This window comes from Romboutsia sp. 1001216sp1 (assembly GCF_039841805.1).
GTDB classification, from domain to species: domain Bacteria; phylum Bacillota; class Clostridia; order Peptostreptococcales; family Peptostreptococcaceae; genus Romboutsia_C; species Romboutsia_C hominis.
Genome location: NZ_JBDPHA010000007.1, coordinates 18,153 through 32,941 on the forward strand (window position 1 = coordinate 18,153; position 14,789 = coordinate 32,941).

The window sequence follows — 14,789 nt, forward strand, 5'->3', positions numbered from 1 at the left end:
TCCTTATAATGGCCTAATTTTAAATAAAGGTTGATTGTACTCTACTAATTCTTCACTTTCAACCAATATTTCTACTATTTCACCTTCTATTTCACTATTTATTTCATTCATAAGCTTCATTGCTTCTAATATACATAGCTTATCTCCTTCTTTAACTATATCGCCAATATTTACAAAACTTTTTTCATTAGGACTTGGCGATGTATAAAATGTTCCCATTAAAGGAGCTTTTACTATATATAAATTATCTTTATTTTGAGAGTTTTCATATTCATTAATATTTTCATGATTTATACTTTCTAATTCTATTTCTTCGCTATTTTTTAAAGTGTCTTTTTCATTTTTAATATTATTTTTTAAAGAACTATTTTTTTTTGATACTTCTAGTTTTAGTTCAGCATTTTCTAATTTTACATATTCTAAACTTGTATTATCTATAGCCTTTAAAAGTTCCTTTATTTCATTTATTTTCATATAATTTTACCCCCTTATATTATTACCAGGTACTAATATTATATCATAAAAAATAACTTTGTAAACAGATTTAATCTCATTTAAGTTTTTGCATTAAATTATGAATCTATATCATTTTATATAAACAAAAAAAGATACTAATTTAATAAATTAGTATCTTTTTTTCTTAATTTAAGTTTTTACCGATATCTATTATTTCTTCTTTAGATAAACCTGTAATATCAACAATAAACTCTATATCAGCATTTTTCAGTAAAAGTTCTAATGCTATCTCCTTTTTTGTATTCATTAAAATTAAATCCATATCATTACTGCTTAACAGACAATTATTTTTAGTGCACTCATCATCACTATCAATCTCCTTATATTCTTTAAATACATTATCCATAAAAACATTAAATAATATAAATAAAGCAGGTATTAAAAAATATATCCTAGCTCCAATAAAACCTATAATGACATTTAATGAAATAAAGATCAGATTTAATTTTTCTAAATTATTATTTAAAGGTTCTTTGTCAGTGCCATATCCCTTTATTATAGATAATATAAAAGTTGTTATGCATAAAGGTAATAAGAGATAACTAGATACTATTTCAAAGAAATTCATAGTATCAAAAAACACAGAAATATTATTATATGTACATATAAATCCTTTTAAATATGCATATACACATGCCATTATTCCCAATATGGCTCCAAGGGCTTGAGTATACCAATTTATAAATCGTAAATTCATAATATCCCCCCCAGATATCTATATATAATAAATATGCTATTTATTATTTGAATATCTCTATATTATATAAATTACTTAATTAAATTATAAGCTGTAGTTAATATTTTTATATTATATAGATTATCTTGAAGTTGTATTAAATCATTAGTTAATTTTTTAGCTTCATTAATATCTCCTATATCTATACATTTGTATATTTTTTTTAGTATAATAAGTTCATTTTCCTTTAATATATTTTCGTTATTATTATTAAGATTATGATTATATATACACATTTTAAACTCCTTTAATTAATTTAGTTATATTAATTATTATTTAATATGTTTATTTTTATACCAAATAGTATTATAATTAAATTTATGTATATTAAAAATTAGTACATAACCATCAATATCATAAGCTAATGATTAAATATACTTTGTATGGAAATACTATAAAATAAATCCACTGAGTTAAGGGGAGTTTTGAATATGTTAGACACTATAGAATTTATATTAAAGATTTTATTTTTAATTTTATCTATTGTTTGGATTGGAAAAATCATGGTTTTAAGAAGCGATAAGCAAATCGTTATAAATCCACTACTTATAGGAATATCTGCAATACTTTCAGTACTACCTCATCATTCAAATACTGAGTTACAGTCAACAAGAATTATCTTATACATACTATATTTGTTAGTTGTATGTTTGGGATTATATACTATGAGAAGAAAAAACGGAATATTTTAAAAAATAAGAGGTGATATCACCTCTTATTTTTTTCTAGCTTCACATCTAAATATTTTCATTCCATAAGACATAAATTTATCTTCATATTCTGTTGTTACATTTTCAAATTCACTATTTGCTAAGTCTAGAGATATATTTTTTAATTTCCAGTTGTTATCAGTGATTTCATTTAAACTAAATTCAAATAAATTTTCATTATCAGTTTTAAAATGTATCTCTCCATCATCATTTAAAATTTCATTATACATATTTAAAAAGTTTTTATGTGTAAGTCGTCTCTTTGCCCATCTTTTCTTTGGCCAAGGGTCACAAAAATTTATATAAATTCTAGATAGTTCTTCTTTTTCAAAATAATCTAATATATTAGCTGCATTTGCCCATGCAAATAAAATATTATCTAAGTTATTTTCTATAGCCTTTTCCACAGCCTTTAATAGAACTTCTTCTTTTATTTCAAAAGCTATGTAGTTTATATTAGGATTTTCTTTAGCTAAAGTGGTTAAAAATTTTCCTCTACCTGTACCAAATTCTACATGTATAGGATTATTATTTTCAAATCTTTTATTCCATTTTCCTTTAAATTGTTCTATGTTATCTTTTAGTACATAATTTTCATAGCTTAATAATTTTATATCTGCACCCTTTACTTTTCTTCTTCTCATAAGTTGCTCCTTGCTTTATACTTTATTATCTATTAATAATACATTAATTTTAGTAAAAAATAAAGAGTATTAGCATTTGCTAATACTCTTTTTAGATATTAATGTCCGCAACCAGAGCATCCTCCACCGCATCCATTATCATCTTTCATATTTTCAGGTATAACTTTGAAGCCGTATCCTGTATCTTCTATAACTATATCTCCATACTTAGTATAGTCATCTTTACTCATTATAAAATGTAATCCATCTACATCGTATTGTAAGTCATCAGCCTTTTGCTCATCCAGAGCAATTCCAAATGATGGACCCCCTCAGCCTATACCTGCAAAGTATACTCTTATATTATGAGGTCTGTCTTGATTATCTTTTAATATGTCTTTTAGCGTATCTACCGCTGTTTGTGGTAAAGTAACCTTCATATAATCATTTCCTTTCAATTATTAAATTTATATATATTATATACTTTTATTGTGTATATAATCAATTAAATTTTACAAAATATACTAGAAATTAATAAAAATATATCATTTAAATTATATAAATTTATTTATATTATACCCTTTGATATCAATAATAAACGAAATTTATTTTACTATATAATTATTATACTTTATATACTATGTATTTACTGTTATAATATATAAATGTGATAAAATTTGACAATTTAATATAATGGGGGTAAAAATGAAAAAGGAAAATTCTAAGTTACTTGTAGAAGCTTTTGGATTAATATTAGGGTGTATATCTATGAGTATAGGTATTAATATGTTCTTAAAGCCACACACAATAGCACCTGGAGGACTTAGCGGCCTTTCTGTAGTATTAAGTAAGGTTACGGGCATGTCAGTATCTTTTATAATGTTAGCTATAGGTGTTCCTCTAGTTATATTTTCATTTAAAATACTTGGAGGAAAAAATTCTATAAAAACCTTAATAGGTACAGTTATGTTTTCTATTATAGTAAATTTAATGGCTCCAATTTCTGACCTAATTGTGACAAATGATTTATTATTATCAGCTATATCAGGTGCTATACTACTAGGTATAGGTATAGGTATAATGTTTAGAGCAGATGCTTCTACTGGTGGTACTGATTTAATTGCACTTATACTTAGCAAAAGGTTTAAAGGTATTAAGCCTACACAATTTATGGTATGTTTAGATGCTTTTGTAGTTATATCTTCAGGAATTGCTAGTAAAAATATTGAAATTGCTCTTTATTCTGCTATAGCACTCTATACAATGGTCAAGGTAGCAGATGCAATAATGGAAGGATTTGATTACTCTAAAGCTTTCCTTATAATATCTAAAGAAGCGGAGAGCTTAAAAGAAGTTATAACTAATGATTTATCTAGAGGTGTTACTATATTAAATGGTAGAGGTGGATATACTGATGATAAAAAAGAAGTACTTTTAGTAGTGGTTCCTAGAAATCAAGAAGTTCACTTAAAAAGATTGGTTAAATTGAAAGATCCCAATGCATTTATAATAGTTAGTAATGTTCATGAGGTATTAGGAGAAGGATTTAAAGTTTTAGAAAGTTAAAGCGGTATGTAAATACCGCTTTTATTTTTTATATACCCTAGAATCTATGATTATTTCTCCTTTTTGTGATAAATTACATATAACTAAAGATGGTGTTGTGTACTCATAGCCATTTAAAAATGGAAAAAGTAATGTATATCTTCCTTTTTTTAAATTCTTAAACTCATATGATCCATTTTCATTGGTTAATGAATAAGCTTTATTACCATTACTATCTATAATGGTAATAGTTTTTTCTTTTAATGGTATACTTTTAGTATTAGTACCTGCTTCTTTATTTACTACAAATAAATTTCCAGATATTCTTGATAATGAACTTATTTTAACTATATTGTCAGGCTCAAAAACACTTAAAACATTTTTTATCTTTAAATTTATTTGTTGGATTATTGTACCACTTAATATAGTAGATTTTGAAAATGGAATTTCATGATAAAAATCAGCCTTTAACAAACAATTAGAAAGGATATTTTTTATCATTACTTTAGAAATTGAATATAATATAGAAGGTCTTTTATCTGTTTTAATCGAATTATAGTTACCTCTTACCTGGACATTGTCTAATAACACTATAGTTTCATCACTAAAATGAATTGGACTATTAAAAATATAGTCTTGACCTTTATAAACAGTTACAGGATTTAGCATTATATACTGATCGCTAGCTATAATTTTAATATTATCAGATCTAATAGAATCTAAAAAAGTTAAATCTTGAATTTGATTATTTGAAATATTTAATATCTGTAACTCTGTAAGATTAGCTAAATTGCTTATTTCGGATATATTGTTACTATCTAATCCTATAGATTTTAAATTTACCAAATCACTCAAAAAGCTAACATCTTCAATTTTATTTTCTGATAACTCTAATGTATTTAAATTAACTAACTTAGAAAGTAAAGAAGCATCCCTTATCTCGTTTCTACATAAATTGAGATGTTTTAAATTGACTGCATGCTCTATCCCTTTTAAACTTGATATATTTTTATCTGATAAGTCTAATTTTTCTAATAACTTTAGTTCATTTTTTGTAACATTAAAATTTTCTACACCTAATGTACTAGATATAGCATACTTTAAATGATCATCTATCCAATTATCATTCAAATCTTTCATAAAAATTTCATCTCCTTATTATAGATGTTAAATTTTATTTATATTTACTCATTAAGTAATTTTTTCGTGATATTTTATATAAATTACATTTTACTTTTTTATTAGATGAATGAAATGTTTTGTAATAGGTTTTTATATATTCAAAATTTAAGTTTTCTAATGATTTTATTGAATAATTATTGTCTTCATAAGTTATAGCTATAATTTCCTCAAGTTTTAATTTTTTAAATCCATATTTTACGATCTCTCTAGCTAATTCGGTTGATAAATCATACCCCCAATAAGATGGGTTTATGCATATTCCGATTTCTCCCTTTTTATTATCTTTAGAGATATTGTTAAAACCTATATTACCTATAACTTTTTTGTTTGATTTTAATACTATTGCGTAATGGGCTAGTTTGTTCTCATTATACTTTTTTAAAAAGAAATTTTTTATAAATTCTCTAGTTTCATAAATATTCTGATGTGCTTTAAATGGGAGATATTTTACGACTATTTCTTGCTTATAACACTCATGTAAATCTGGAGCATCTTTTAAAGTTATAGGTCTAAGTATACATCGTTTTGTTTCTAAAACATTCATTTTAGAGTTGTACATTTTTAACTCCCCTTTGATGAAATTTAATTTTGATTATAAAAAAACAATATAGAATCAAAAGACTTTTATATAACTTATGAGATTTATGCATTAACTGTTCTTTATAAACATAAAATATATAGTTTTATGCCAAAAAAATAAAGTGAAGTATTTTCAACATATTAGAGCAATACATAACATATTATGTCAGTTGTATGTCAGAACTTTAAATGTTTTTATTTTTTCTTTTATGATATAATATATATATAATTGTAATAATATGGAGGAATTGAATGAGCTTTGCATTTATAAGAAAAAGAAGCAAAAACTATATAGTTTATTTAGAATATAAAGATGTTGAAAGTGGAAAAAAGATACAGAAAAATATGGGTTCATTTGATAAAAAAAGAGATGCATCTAAGAAGTTAATAGAATTAAAAGAATCCATTTTAAACGATGAATTAGCTACACCAAACTCTATAAAATTCGGTAATTTTTTGTTGGATTTTTTAGAAAAACATAAGATAAATTTATCTATAACTACATATAATTGTTATCTAAGAATATGCAAAAAGTATATAATACCTAAGCTAGGAAATCATAAGTTAGAAGATTTAAAACCTATACATATACAAAATTACGTAGATGATTTAGTTGGAATTCTTAGCCCTCAAACTATAAAGATACACATAAATATATTAAATTTAGCTATGAAAAAGGCTTATAGATTAAGACTTATAAGAGAAAATATTGTAGATTGTGTAGAAACTCCAAGAATTAGAAAGTTTAAAAATAATATATATGATAAAGATAATATGGTAAAATTACTTAAAACTTGTGAAAATACACCTTTAAAACTACCTATATATCTAGCTTCAGGATTAGGACTTAGAATATCTGAAACACTAGGGCTAACTTGGGATAATATAGATTTTAATGAAAATACTATAACAATAGATAAAATAACTGTAAGAAATGAAGGCAAAGTTATACTTAAAGAACCTAAAACTGAAAGTTCAGAAAGAACAATATCAGTTCCTATAGAGGTTATATCTTTACTAAAAGAACATAAGAAAAAACAATTAGAAGCTAAATTAAAAGGCATAAAAAATCCTTTTAACTTGTTATTCTATGATAAAAATGGACAACCTATAGCCCAAGATGTCCTTAGCAAAAAGTTTAGTAAATTTTTATGCGAGAATAATTTAGAACATATAAGATTTCATGATTTAAGACATTCACATGTAACTTTACTTATAAATTCAAAAGTACCTATAAAAGTTATATCAGAAAGAGTGGGTCATTCTAATATAAATACAACATTAAATATTTACGCTCACGCACTTAAAAATATGGATGTTGAAGCTAGCGAAAAAATCTCTGAAAATTTATTCAAGTTAGGATGATAATAAATATTCTAAAATAAAATAGTAATAAAACTAACTTTTTATATTCGTTTTTAAGGCGATATTTAAATTTATTCAACAGTAAATATGTTAATAAAAATTATAACCTTTAAATTGAATTAAGGAAGTTTTTTAATATTTTGAAGTTGTTTTATTTATAAAACACAGAAAAACATTTAAAATAATTTAATTATGTAAACTTAAGTATGTATGATACATCAATTATGCCCAATTTAAATTATATATCAAATTTTTAAAACAAAATAATAGTGATGTTAGTTCAAAACTAATATCTTTTCTAACATCACTATTATTTAATAAAATTTATGTTCAGTAAACTATTAAATACTTTCTAAAAACTCCCTAACAACAGAAATATATTCTTTTGTATTTTCTACATATGGATTGTGTTTACTTTTTAATATTTTTACGGTCTTGTTTTTAAAATTAAAATCTTTATAATGATCAATTCCAATAGAATAATCTTCATCACCACAGATTATAAGTGTTTTTACATTTAAGCTTCTAGTTAGGTTTGTATAGTCGTAAAAATAGTCTTCATTAAAAAATGCTTTTTTAGCTAAATTTTCATTAACCATATTTTTATCTATTATTTCAATATTTTTATAATTAGAATAATTCATATACTGTAATTTATAATACAAATCATCTCTGATCAGTTTATTGGCAACCAAAGTCCACTTAGTTATAAGTTCGTCATATTTATATATATCAATATCTATATTTAATAACTTACATCCATACTCTACTTGACTTTGTAAAGAATCATTTAAATTCAAAGTGCAATTAGTTAATATTAAAGCTTCAACATGCTCTTTATATTTATATGCATAATTTACTGCTATTATCCCACCGAAAGAATGTGCTATTAAAATAAGTTTATTTAATTTAAGATTTTTACGTATATCCTCAATATCATCAACTAAACTGTTTATAGAATAGTCATCATCCAAGTTTCCATCAGAACGTCCGCACCCTCTTTGGTCTAAATATATCATATTACAAAATTTACTAAACTCGTCCTTACAATAAATTTTAAAATCTTCACTCCAAGACCCAGGACCACCATGTATATATATACAATTCTTACCTTCCCCATATTCTTCAATATATAAATTTATATTTTCTCTATTTTTTATAAACATAAATTCTCCTTTATTCTGAAAATGTCTAATAATAATCTCGACTTAATTTGTAAATTATTTTATAAAAATTCTATAAGTTTTATTCTAAATTCGAATGTTTAAATTAGATTTTAAGAGAGAGTTATAAAAATCATGTTGATTTATATCTAGAATAAATAATATGCACTTATAATCTAATCTAAGTATTTTTACTTAATTTTAATCATTTAAATAAAAAAAGGTTTTAAAATAATTTAATTATGTAAACTAAAGTAAGTTATATAATTAAAAATATATATTTTAGAATCCAAAACATACATAATAAGGTAAGTATAGCACTTATAGAAATCTACACTTACCTTTAACAACTAAATCAACTCTTTTTTTATTTTATCAAAAGCATAATCAATAGCTACTTCTAAGTTACCGTTATTTTTACCACCACCTTGGGCTAAGAATGTACTTCCTCCTCCTCTTCCATCAAGCAGTGTCATTGTATCTCTTAAGATATTGTTCATACTAATAGTATTTATATTTTTAGAACTAGCAAAAACTAAATTAACTCTACCATCATTTTTAACTCCAACTAAAGATATAACATTTTCTGACTCAGTTATTTTAGATGCTATTTTAGATATATACTTGATATCCTTATCTATGTATATCTTTTTTATAATAGATATATCATTTACCTTATCTGAATTATTTATCATCTCTTTTATTTCAAAATTAACAATAACATCTTCAATCTTCCTTTTTTCATAAAGGGCATCTTCAAGTTTATCGTGAAGTTTTTTAACACCATTTATAGCTTCTTCTTCAGTTGAACTTAAATATCTACAAATATCCGTTAAATAAATATCTCTTTTTAGAGAGCTGTTTATAGCTCTTTTTCCTGCTAAAAATTCGATTCTTATAGAATCCTTATTTTTTTCCCATCTTCTTATCTTTATCATTCTAACATCTAGTGTAGACTTTGGGTGAACACCACAACAAGCATTAGAGTCTAAATCACCTATTTTAACAATTCTTATTTCTTCTGAAGTATCTGGTAAATCTCTTCTTATCCATATCTTTTTTAAATCTTTTTTAGATGGAATCAATGTTTCTACCTCTATATTTTCACTTATTATATCATTTGCCATTCTTTCAACTTCTCTTATTTCATCAGTAGTAAGAGGACCTTTTATATCGACAGTACTTATCTCACTACCTAAATGAAAAGCAGTTGTATTTTTTTTAAATAAAGTATAAAAGCATCCTGATAATATATGCTGTGCAAAATGTTGATGCATTCCATCTTCTCTTCTTTCCCAATCTATAAAACATTTTACTTTATGTATTTTTATAGGTTTTTTTTCCACTACATGGTATACCTTATTGTCTTTTTCATATACATCTAAAACATCATGAACATCTATCTTTCCTAAATCGCAAAACTGTCCACCACCACCAGGGAAAAATGCTGTTTTATCTAATACTATATGATATTTTCCATTTACTTCTAATATTTCCTCTATTTCTGCGACGAATTCTTTTATATATTGATTTGTATAGTATAATTTTTCCATATTACCTCCTACTGTGAATTTATTTATAATTGTAATTTTACACTACTTCTTATAAAGAATAAAGCTTTCTTAATAATATTAATTTTTAAGTATTTTAACTTAATTAAATAAACTAAAATGCCATTTGATCAAATGAGACGACTTAAAATAATTAAGTTAATCTAATATAAAATAAAAAAGAGGGTTTAAACCCTCTAAAAAATATATTAATAAATCATTTTCAATTAAAAAATAGTTTTAACCATTATATTCCAGTATTTGTAGTATTAAAATATTAAATTAAGAGATATAATCAAAGTAGATTTTTTAGTTTGAATATTAGAATGCCTATTATAACTATCATAATCATAACAGTTATAACTATTGGATAAGCATATACAAAGTCAAGTTCTGGCATAAATCTAAAGTTCATCCCATATATACCTGTTATAATAGTCAATGGCGATGATATTGCTGTAAGTAAAGTAAGTTTTGTTATCAAGCTATTAGTTTTTTCTGCTACTTGAGAAGAATAAATATCAAGAAGCTTATCTGCTAGTTCTCTAGTGGATAAAGAAAATGAATAAAGTTTCTCTATACCAAAGTCTATACTTTGAAAGTTTTCGAGATTTTGCTTCCTTATATCAGAGTATTTCAAGTACCTTATATTTTCCTTTAATATTCTATCACCTATATATAAAAGGGGTCTTGTATTTTTTACGATAGATCTAGTTATGCCTCTTATATGATTTATTTTTATTACATGTTCATCTATTGCATTTTCAAGTATATCATCTTCTAATTTTAATATGATATCTTCTATCTTTTCTAGTATTTCAAATTGATGCATTATTATATTTTTAAGTATTAAATAATTAATATTAAATAAAATAACTATATTAGAAGTATTATTTAATTTAATATTATTAGTTATTATATTTTTTACAAATTCGAATATAAAATTTTCTTCATTGCATACAACTAATACAAAATTTTCTGATAAGTATATATTTATTTCTTCTACGTATATATCATTATTCATTATTTCAAAGGTATTTATGCTAAGAAAATCATAATTATCAAATAAATCTAATTTTATATTTTCATCAAATTTAAGGCAATCATTAAAAGTAATTTCATCTATCTCTAATATATTTTTAAGTAGATTTAATTGCTTAGGATCACTTAGTATAATATAAGAATTATTTTTATTGTAAAATCCTTCAGTAAAATTATCATATTTATCTCTAGTATCTAGATTAAGTATATACATTTTATCACCTATGTTATATTATTCCTTTTATTTATGATTAAATATACATACATTTAATTTTTATATTAAAATATCCTACATATATCTTTAACCAAGATATATGTAGGATATTTTATCTATTTTAAACTTTCTAAAAGTTTATATGCATTCTCTTTAGTCGTTAATGTAAGTTTCGCATCATCTGTTAAACTCTCACCTACATACTTTTTATCTACAAATTCAGTTCCATTTTTTATTTTTATAAGGTATGGTTTACTCATATTTGATTTAGTTAATGTGGTATATGATATTATATCTTTTTCTTTATCATAATTCCATACTTGAACAGAAATAGCTGTAGTATCATGTAACTCTATCTCTGATGTTATATATACAGCTTCCACTTCTCCTCTAATAAGTTTTTTCATCTCATTTTTACATACTCCCATGTTATCCCCCTAATATTATAAGTTAAAGTTATGCTTTTTTATTATTTTAATCATATTATCTTTATTCTCTTTTAATTGGATTAATCTATAAGCATTAGCACCTGATGGGTGAGGAAATCCTATTAGTATTTGGTCTCTATCTAATATTTTTTCATCTGCTAAATGTATCAAAACTTCTTCTACTGCTTTTCCCATAGGTATTATTAAAACCCCTTTTAAATCTTCTAATTTATTTTTAAAGTTGTTATTAATGTATTTCATCAGTAGCTTATTTTTCATAAGCTTTGGAGTATGGCCTGTATAATTTTTGCCATTTACAAAAACAGGATAAGGAATAAGAGCATCTGTGTATAACAAATGACTATTAGAATTAAATAATTCTTCACAACTTTTTATGTTTAAAGCTTCATTTAATTTAACTTCATCTAACATGTATATAATATTTTTAGTCAAACTTTTGCTAAATGGTGAAGAGATTTTGCAATTACTTTGTCTGTTATATATGTTATAAGAATTTTCTAATCCATTTTTAAAGTTAGATATATATGTACTCATCTGCTCAAATCCTGGTGTTATACCAACTATAAACACTCTAGTGCAAATACTTATTTTTTCACTTATTGGAATATAGTATATTTCTAGATTTTTATCCCTATCTAGCAGTAAGCCTTCTGTTAACAAATCTTCTCTAGTGTATTTTTCTTTATTTGGCAATCTTTTTATGATATTAATATAACCGTCTAAATTTTTCATAAAATTTCATCCTCTTTATCATTTGGTATTCATTTTATCTATAAATTTATTGTATAGTCTTAACATATGAGGCTCATTTTTTACGTATTTATCTAATTTATTTATAGGTATCCACATAACCCCACTATTTTCATCTTCTTTAACTATTAATTCTTCATTTTCATCAGCTTCCACTAAATATGCTATAGATAAATGAAGATGAGGGGCTACATATTTTCCTCTTTTGATGTGGCTTTTAACTTCTAATATGTCTATAGAAAATATATCATTTCCTATTATCCTTGGATTTTTAACACCTGTTTCTTCTTCTAGTTCTTTTATAGCCACCCTTAAAAAGTCATCATCTCCATCATTATGTCCTCCCATCCATGACCAAGTATTATAGATATTGTGATGTACCATTAAAACTTTATCACGTGATTTATTTACTACAAATGTAGAAGATGTTAGATGAGCTATTTCATTATTTCTAGTTAACACATCGTCAAAATCATTTATAGCTTTTAGTATTATTTCCTTATCTTTACTTTCTTGTTCATTAAATGGCTTATATTCTTTTATAGGTTTAATCCATTTCATATTATCATCTCCCTTGCTGTATATAAGTATATATTAACATATAAATATGTAAATTAATGTAGCTTTTGTATTATTATTTTATATCTAAATAATTATTCAAATCTTCATTTTGCTTTATCATATATTTTACTAAAGCTATAATTCAAGTTACTACACTTAAAGTATTTGTAAGTATTATTAGTGTTTCAATGATTCCAAGTTTTTCTACTTGCATGAACCCTCTACTCTTTCCAAAATTATTTATTAAATAAGATTAAGTCAACAGTTTTTCTTTAAATATATTGCTCTCATGAGGAAGTATTGCTGTTGCACCAGTTTTAATACTGATTTTATCTAAGTTTACATTTATACCCATATATTTTATCGTAGTTTTTCAATAGATTTATTTTAAGATTATTTCTTATTCTACATAAGTCACTTTTAATCCTTTTACTTAGATATGATAATTTATTAGCTATATAAATTAATAAATAATTTCATAATATATGTAACAATCTGTTTATATATTTAATATATTTATAGTAAATATATTTTAAGGAGTTGACACTATGTATGAATATGCTTTAGATTTTTTAAATGAATATGTTGAAATATACTCATATCTATCTAAAGAAAAACTATACGGTGAAATCATAAGAGTAACTCCTATAGAAGTTGTTTTAAATAGAAAACATATAGATAAAGCATCCAATAAGAATTACGACTTGTATATACCTTTAACATCTATAATTTATATAAAGAAACTATAATATAAGGATATCAAAAATAAAAAGCTACAGCTTTAAGCTGTTGCTTTTATGAGTGTATTTGTTACTTTATTAACTTAAATATGCTATTAAAGAATTTATCGTATACTCTTGCAAAAACTTTTTTAGATAATATATATGTTACAAATATAGGGCTTGCAAGTATAATCCACATAGTCAAAATATTTTTATTCCAAGCAGGTACTAAATAAAATATTATTAATATTACGTATATATGGTAAACATACACATACATAGTCGACTTTCCCATTGAAGTGTAAAAGGTCTTTTTATTAGGTATCACAGTTAATATAAATGTAGAAAGTATTATACTACATAAATATAAAATAACCCTATATACACTACCCTTAAATATATTCATTCCAAGTTCTAAATAAGAGTATGAACCATATAAAAAGCTATAGCTTATAATATTATTTTCGGATATAAATAAAGCTAATGCTATAAACATACTTATTCCCAAAATGCTAATCCATATATTTATACTATTATATAACTTATTTAATGTATTTATATTAGTATAATATCCTAATAAGAAAAAGGGCAAATATACTATTGTTCTTGAAAAAGATAACATTGAACCATTAGGAACAAGCCCAATAAAAATACCAAGTATAAAACTTATAGGAAGTATATATTTAATCTTTATTAAATATTTAAGAGATATCCTCCAAAAAAATAGGCTTAATAAAAACCATAAGGTCCATCCCGGATATATAACTGGTATGTAAGTTTCCTTTGTATATAGATATGCCAAGGAATACCAAATTATATTTAATACAATATACGGTATAAGTAACTTTCTTAAAAGAAACTTTCTGCTTTTGTTTATATTTTTCGAAAGTAGCCCTGATATAAATATAAATAAAGGCATATGAAAAGTATATATAAATATATATATACCCATTAAAATATAATTTCCTTCCATATATCGTTCTATTAGATGACCAAATACTACAAAGAATATGAGTACAAACTTTATATTATCTATGTAGTAATTATTTTCAATTTTATTCATGGTTACTCCTTTACTTTTAA

Annotated in this window: 18 protein-coding genes; 4 read left to right on the top strand and 14 right to left on the bottom strand. The window is 23.8% G+C overall.

Annotation, left to right across the window (positions count from 1 at the left end; translation table 11 throughout):
- Nucleotides 1–3: 3 nt before the first annotated feature.
- The 3 genes from accB to ABHC41_RS08225 all read right to left on the bottom strand — a co-directional run bounded on the left by accB (nucleotide 4) and on the right by ABHC41_RS08225 (nucleotide 1,488).
- Nucleotides 4–474: an acetyl-CoA carboxylase biotin carboxyl carrier protein gene (gene accB / locus ABHC41_RS08215; RefSeq protein ID WP_271892924.1), complete on the bottom strand. Its 471-nt coding sequence runs from the start codon at nucleotides 472–474 to the stop codon at nucleotides 4–6.
- Between the two features lie 166 nt (nucleotides 475–640).
- Nucleotides 641–1,213, bottom strand: a complete 573-nt coding sequence (locus tag ABHC41_RS08220; protein WP_271892925.1) for a hypothetical protein — start codon at nucleotides 1,211–1,213, stop codon at nucleotides 641–643.
- Between the two features lie 71 nt (nucleotides 1,214–1,284).
- A complete protein-coding gene (locus ABHC41_RS08225) occupies nucleotides 1,285–1,488 on the bottom strand; it encodes a hypothetical protein (protein ID WP_092925855.1) in 204 nt (67 codons plus the stop codon).
- 195 nt (nucleotides 1,489–1,683) lie between these two features.
- Between ABHC41_RS08225 and ABHC41_RS08230 the strand changes: the two genes are divergently transcribed.
- Nucleotides 1,684–1,944 carry a hypothetical protein gene (locus tag ABHC41_RS08230; protein WP_092925853.1) on the top strand — a complete coding sequence of 87 codons (261 nt, stop codon included), beginning with the start codon at nucleotides 1,684–1,686 and terminating at the stop codon, nucleotides 1,942–1,944.
- Between the two features lie 23 nt (nucleotides 1,945–1,967).
- On the opposite strand, the gene trmB is transcribed toward ABHC41_RS08230, so the two are convergent.
- Together trmB and ABHC41_RS08240 are read right to left on the bottom strand one after the other, a co-directional pair.
- On the bottom strand, nucleotides 1,968–2,606 hold the full coding sequence (gene trmB, locus ABHC41_RS08235) for a tRNA (guanosine(46)-N7)-methyltransferase TrmB (protein ID WP_195237739.1): 639 nt from the start codon (nucleotides 2,604–2,606) through the stop codon (nucleotides 1,968–1,970).
- Nucleotides 2,607–2,704: 98 nt separating this feature from the next.
- Entirely contained in the window at nucleotides 2,705–2,836 is a 132-nt protein-coding gene (locus ABHC41_RS08240; RefSeq protein WP_271892928.1) for a hypothetical protein, read from the bottom strand.
- Between the two features lie 454 nt (nucleotides 2,837–3,290).
- On the opposite strand from ABHC41_RS08240, the gene ABHC41_RS08245 reads away from it, so the two are divergent.
- Nucleotides 3,291–4,151: a YitT family protein gene (locus ABHC41_RS08245; RefSeq protein ID WP_092925847.1), complete on the top strand. Its 861-nt coding sequence runs from the start codon at nucleotides 3,291–3,293 to the stop codon at nucleotides 4,149–4,151.
- Nucleotides 4,152–4,172: 21 nt separating this feature from the next.
- Here ABHC41_RS08245 and ABHC41_RS08250 read toward each other — a convergent pair whose 3' ends face one another.
- The gene (locus tag ABHC41_RS08250; RefSeq protein ID WP_092925845.1) at nucleotides 4,173–5,270 is read right to left on the bottom strand and encodes a leucine-rich repeat domain-containing protein; all 1,098 of its coding nucleotides are present in this window, start codon (nucleotides 5,268–5,270) and stop codon (nucleotides 4,173–4,175) included.
- A gap of 34 nt (nucleotides 5,271–5,304) precedes the next feature.
- Nucleotides 5,305–5,871, bottom strand: coding sequence for a GNAT family protein (locus ABHC41_RS08255; RefSeq protein WP_092925843.1), 567 nt, complete (start codon nucleotides 5,869–5,871; stop codon nucleotides 5,305–5,307).
- Nucleotides 5,872–6,143: 272 nt separating this feature from the next.
- Here ABHC41_RS08255 and ABHC41_RS08260 point away from each other — a divergent pair, with 272 nt between their 5' ends.
- Nucleotides 6,144–7,256, top strand: a complete 1,113-nt coding sequence (locus ABHC41_RS08260; RefSeq protein WP_271892931.1) for a site-specific integrase — start codon at nucleotides 6,144–6,146, stop codon at nucleotides 7,254–7,256.
- 341 nt (nucleotides 7,257–7,597) lie between these two features.
- Here ABHC41_RS08260 and ABHC41_RS08265 read toward each other — a convergent pair whose 3' ends face one another.
- The 6 genes from ABHC41_RS08265 to ABHC41_RS08290 form a co-directional block, all read right to left on the bottom strand.
- A complete protein-coding gene (locus tag ABHC41_RS08265) occupies nucleotides 7,598–8,422 on the bottom strand; it encodes an alpha/beta hydrolase (protein WP_092925839.1) in 825 nt (274 codons plus the stop codon).
- A gap of 347 nt (nucleotides 8,423–8,769) precedes the next feature.
- The gene (locus ABHC41_RS08270; protein WP_195237743.1) at nucleotides 8,770–9,972 is read right to left on the bottom strand and encodes a DHHA1 domain-containing protein; all 1,203 of its coding nucleotides are present in this window, start codon (nucleotides 9,970–9,972) and stop codon (nucleotides 8,770–8,772) included.
- Between the two features lie 292 nt (nucleotides 9,973–10,264).
- Entirely contained in the window at nucleotides 10,265–11,224 is a 960-nt protein-coding gene (locus tag ABHC41_RS08275) for a CorA family divalent cation transporter (RefSeq protein WP_271892935.1), read from the bottom strand.
- A gap of 116 nt (nucleotides 11,225–11,340) precedes the next feature.
- Nucleotides 11,341–11,652 carry a hypothetical protein gene (locus ABHC41_RS08280; RefSeq protein ID WP_092925833.1) on the bottom strand — a complete coding sequence of 104 codons (312 nt, stop codon included), beginning with the start codon at nucleotides 11,650–11,652 and terminating at the stop codon, nucleotides 11,341–11,343.
- 15 nt (nucleotides 11,653–11,667) lie between these two features.
- Nucleotides 11,668–12,405: a hypothetical protein gene (locus ABHC41_RS08285; protein WP_271892937.1), complete on the bottom strand. Its 738-nt coding sequence runs from the start codon at nucleotides 12,403–12,405 to the stop codon at nucleotides 11,668–11,670.
- A gap of 18 nt (nucleotides 12,406–12,423) precedes the next feature.
- Nucleotides 12,424–12,984 (bottom strand): NUDIX hydrolase, encoded by a 561-nt coding sequence (locus ABHC41_RS08290; RefSeq protein ID WP_092925829.1) that lies wholly within the window; start codon nucleotides 12,982–12,984, stop codon nucleotides 12,424–12,426.
- Nucleotides 12,985–13,532: 548 nt separating this feature from the next.
- Between ABHC41_RS08290 and ABHC41_RS08295 the strand changes: the two genes are divergently transcribed.
- Nucleotides 13,533–13,733, top strand: a complete 201-nt coding sequence (locus ABHC41_RS08295) for a hypothetical protein (protein ID WP_092925827.1) — start codon at nucleotides 13,533–13,535, stop codon at nucleotides 13,731–13,733.
- A gap of 61 nt (nucleotides 13,734–13,794) precedes the next feature.
- Here the strand turns inward: ABHC41_RS08295 and ABHC41_RS08300 are convergent, their stop codons facing one another.
- Nucleotides 13,795–14,769: an acyltransferase family protein gene (locus tag ABHC41_RS08300; protein WP_166505398.1), complete on the bottom strand. Its 975-nt coding sequence runs from the start codon at nucleotides 14,767–14,769 to the stop codon at nucleotides 13,795–13,797.
- Nucleotides 14,770–14,789: the final 20 nt, after the last annotated feature.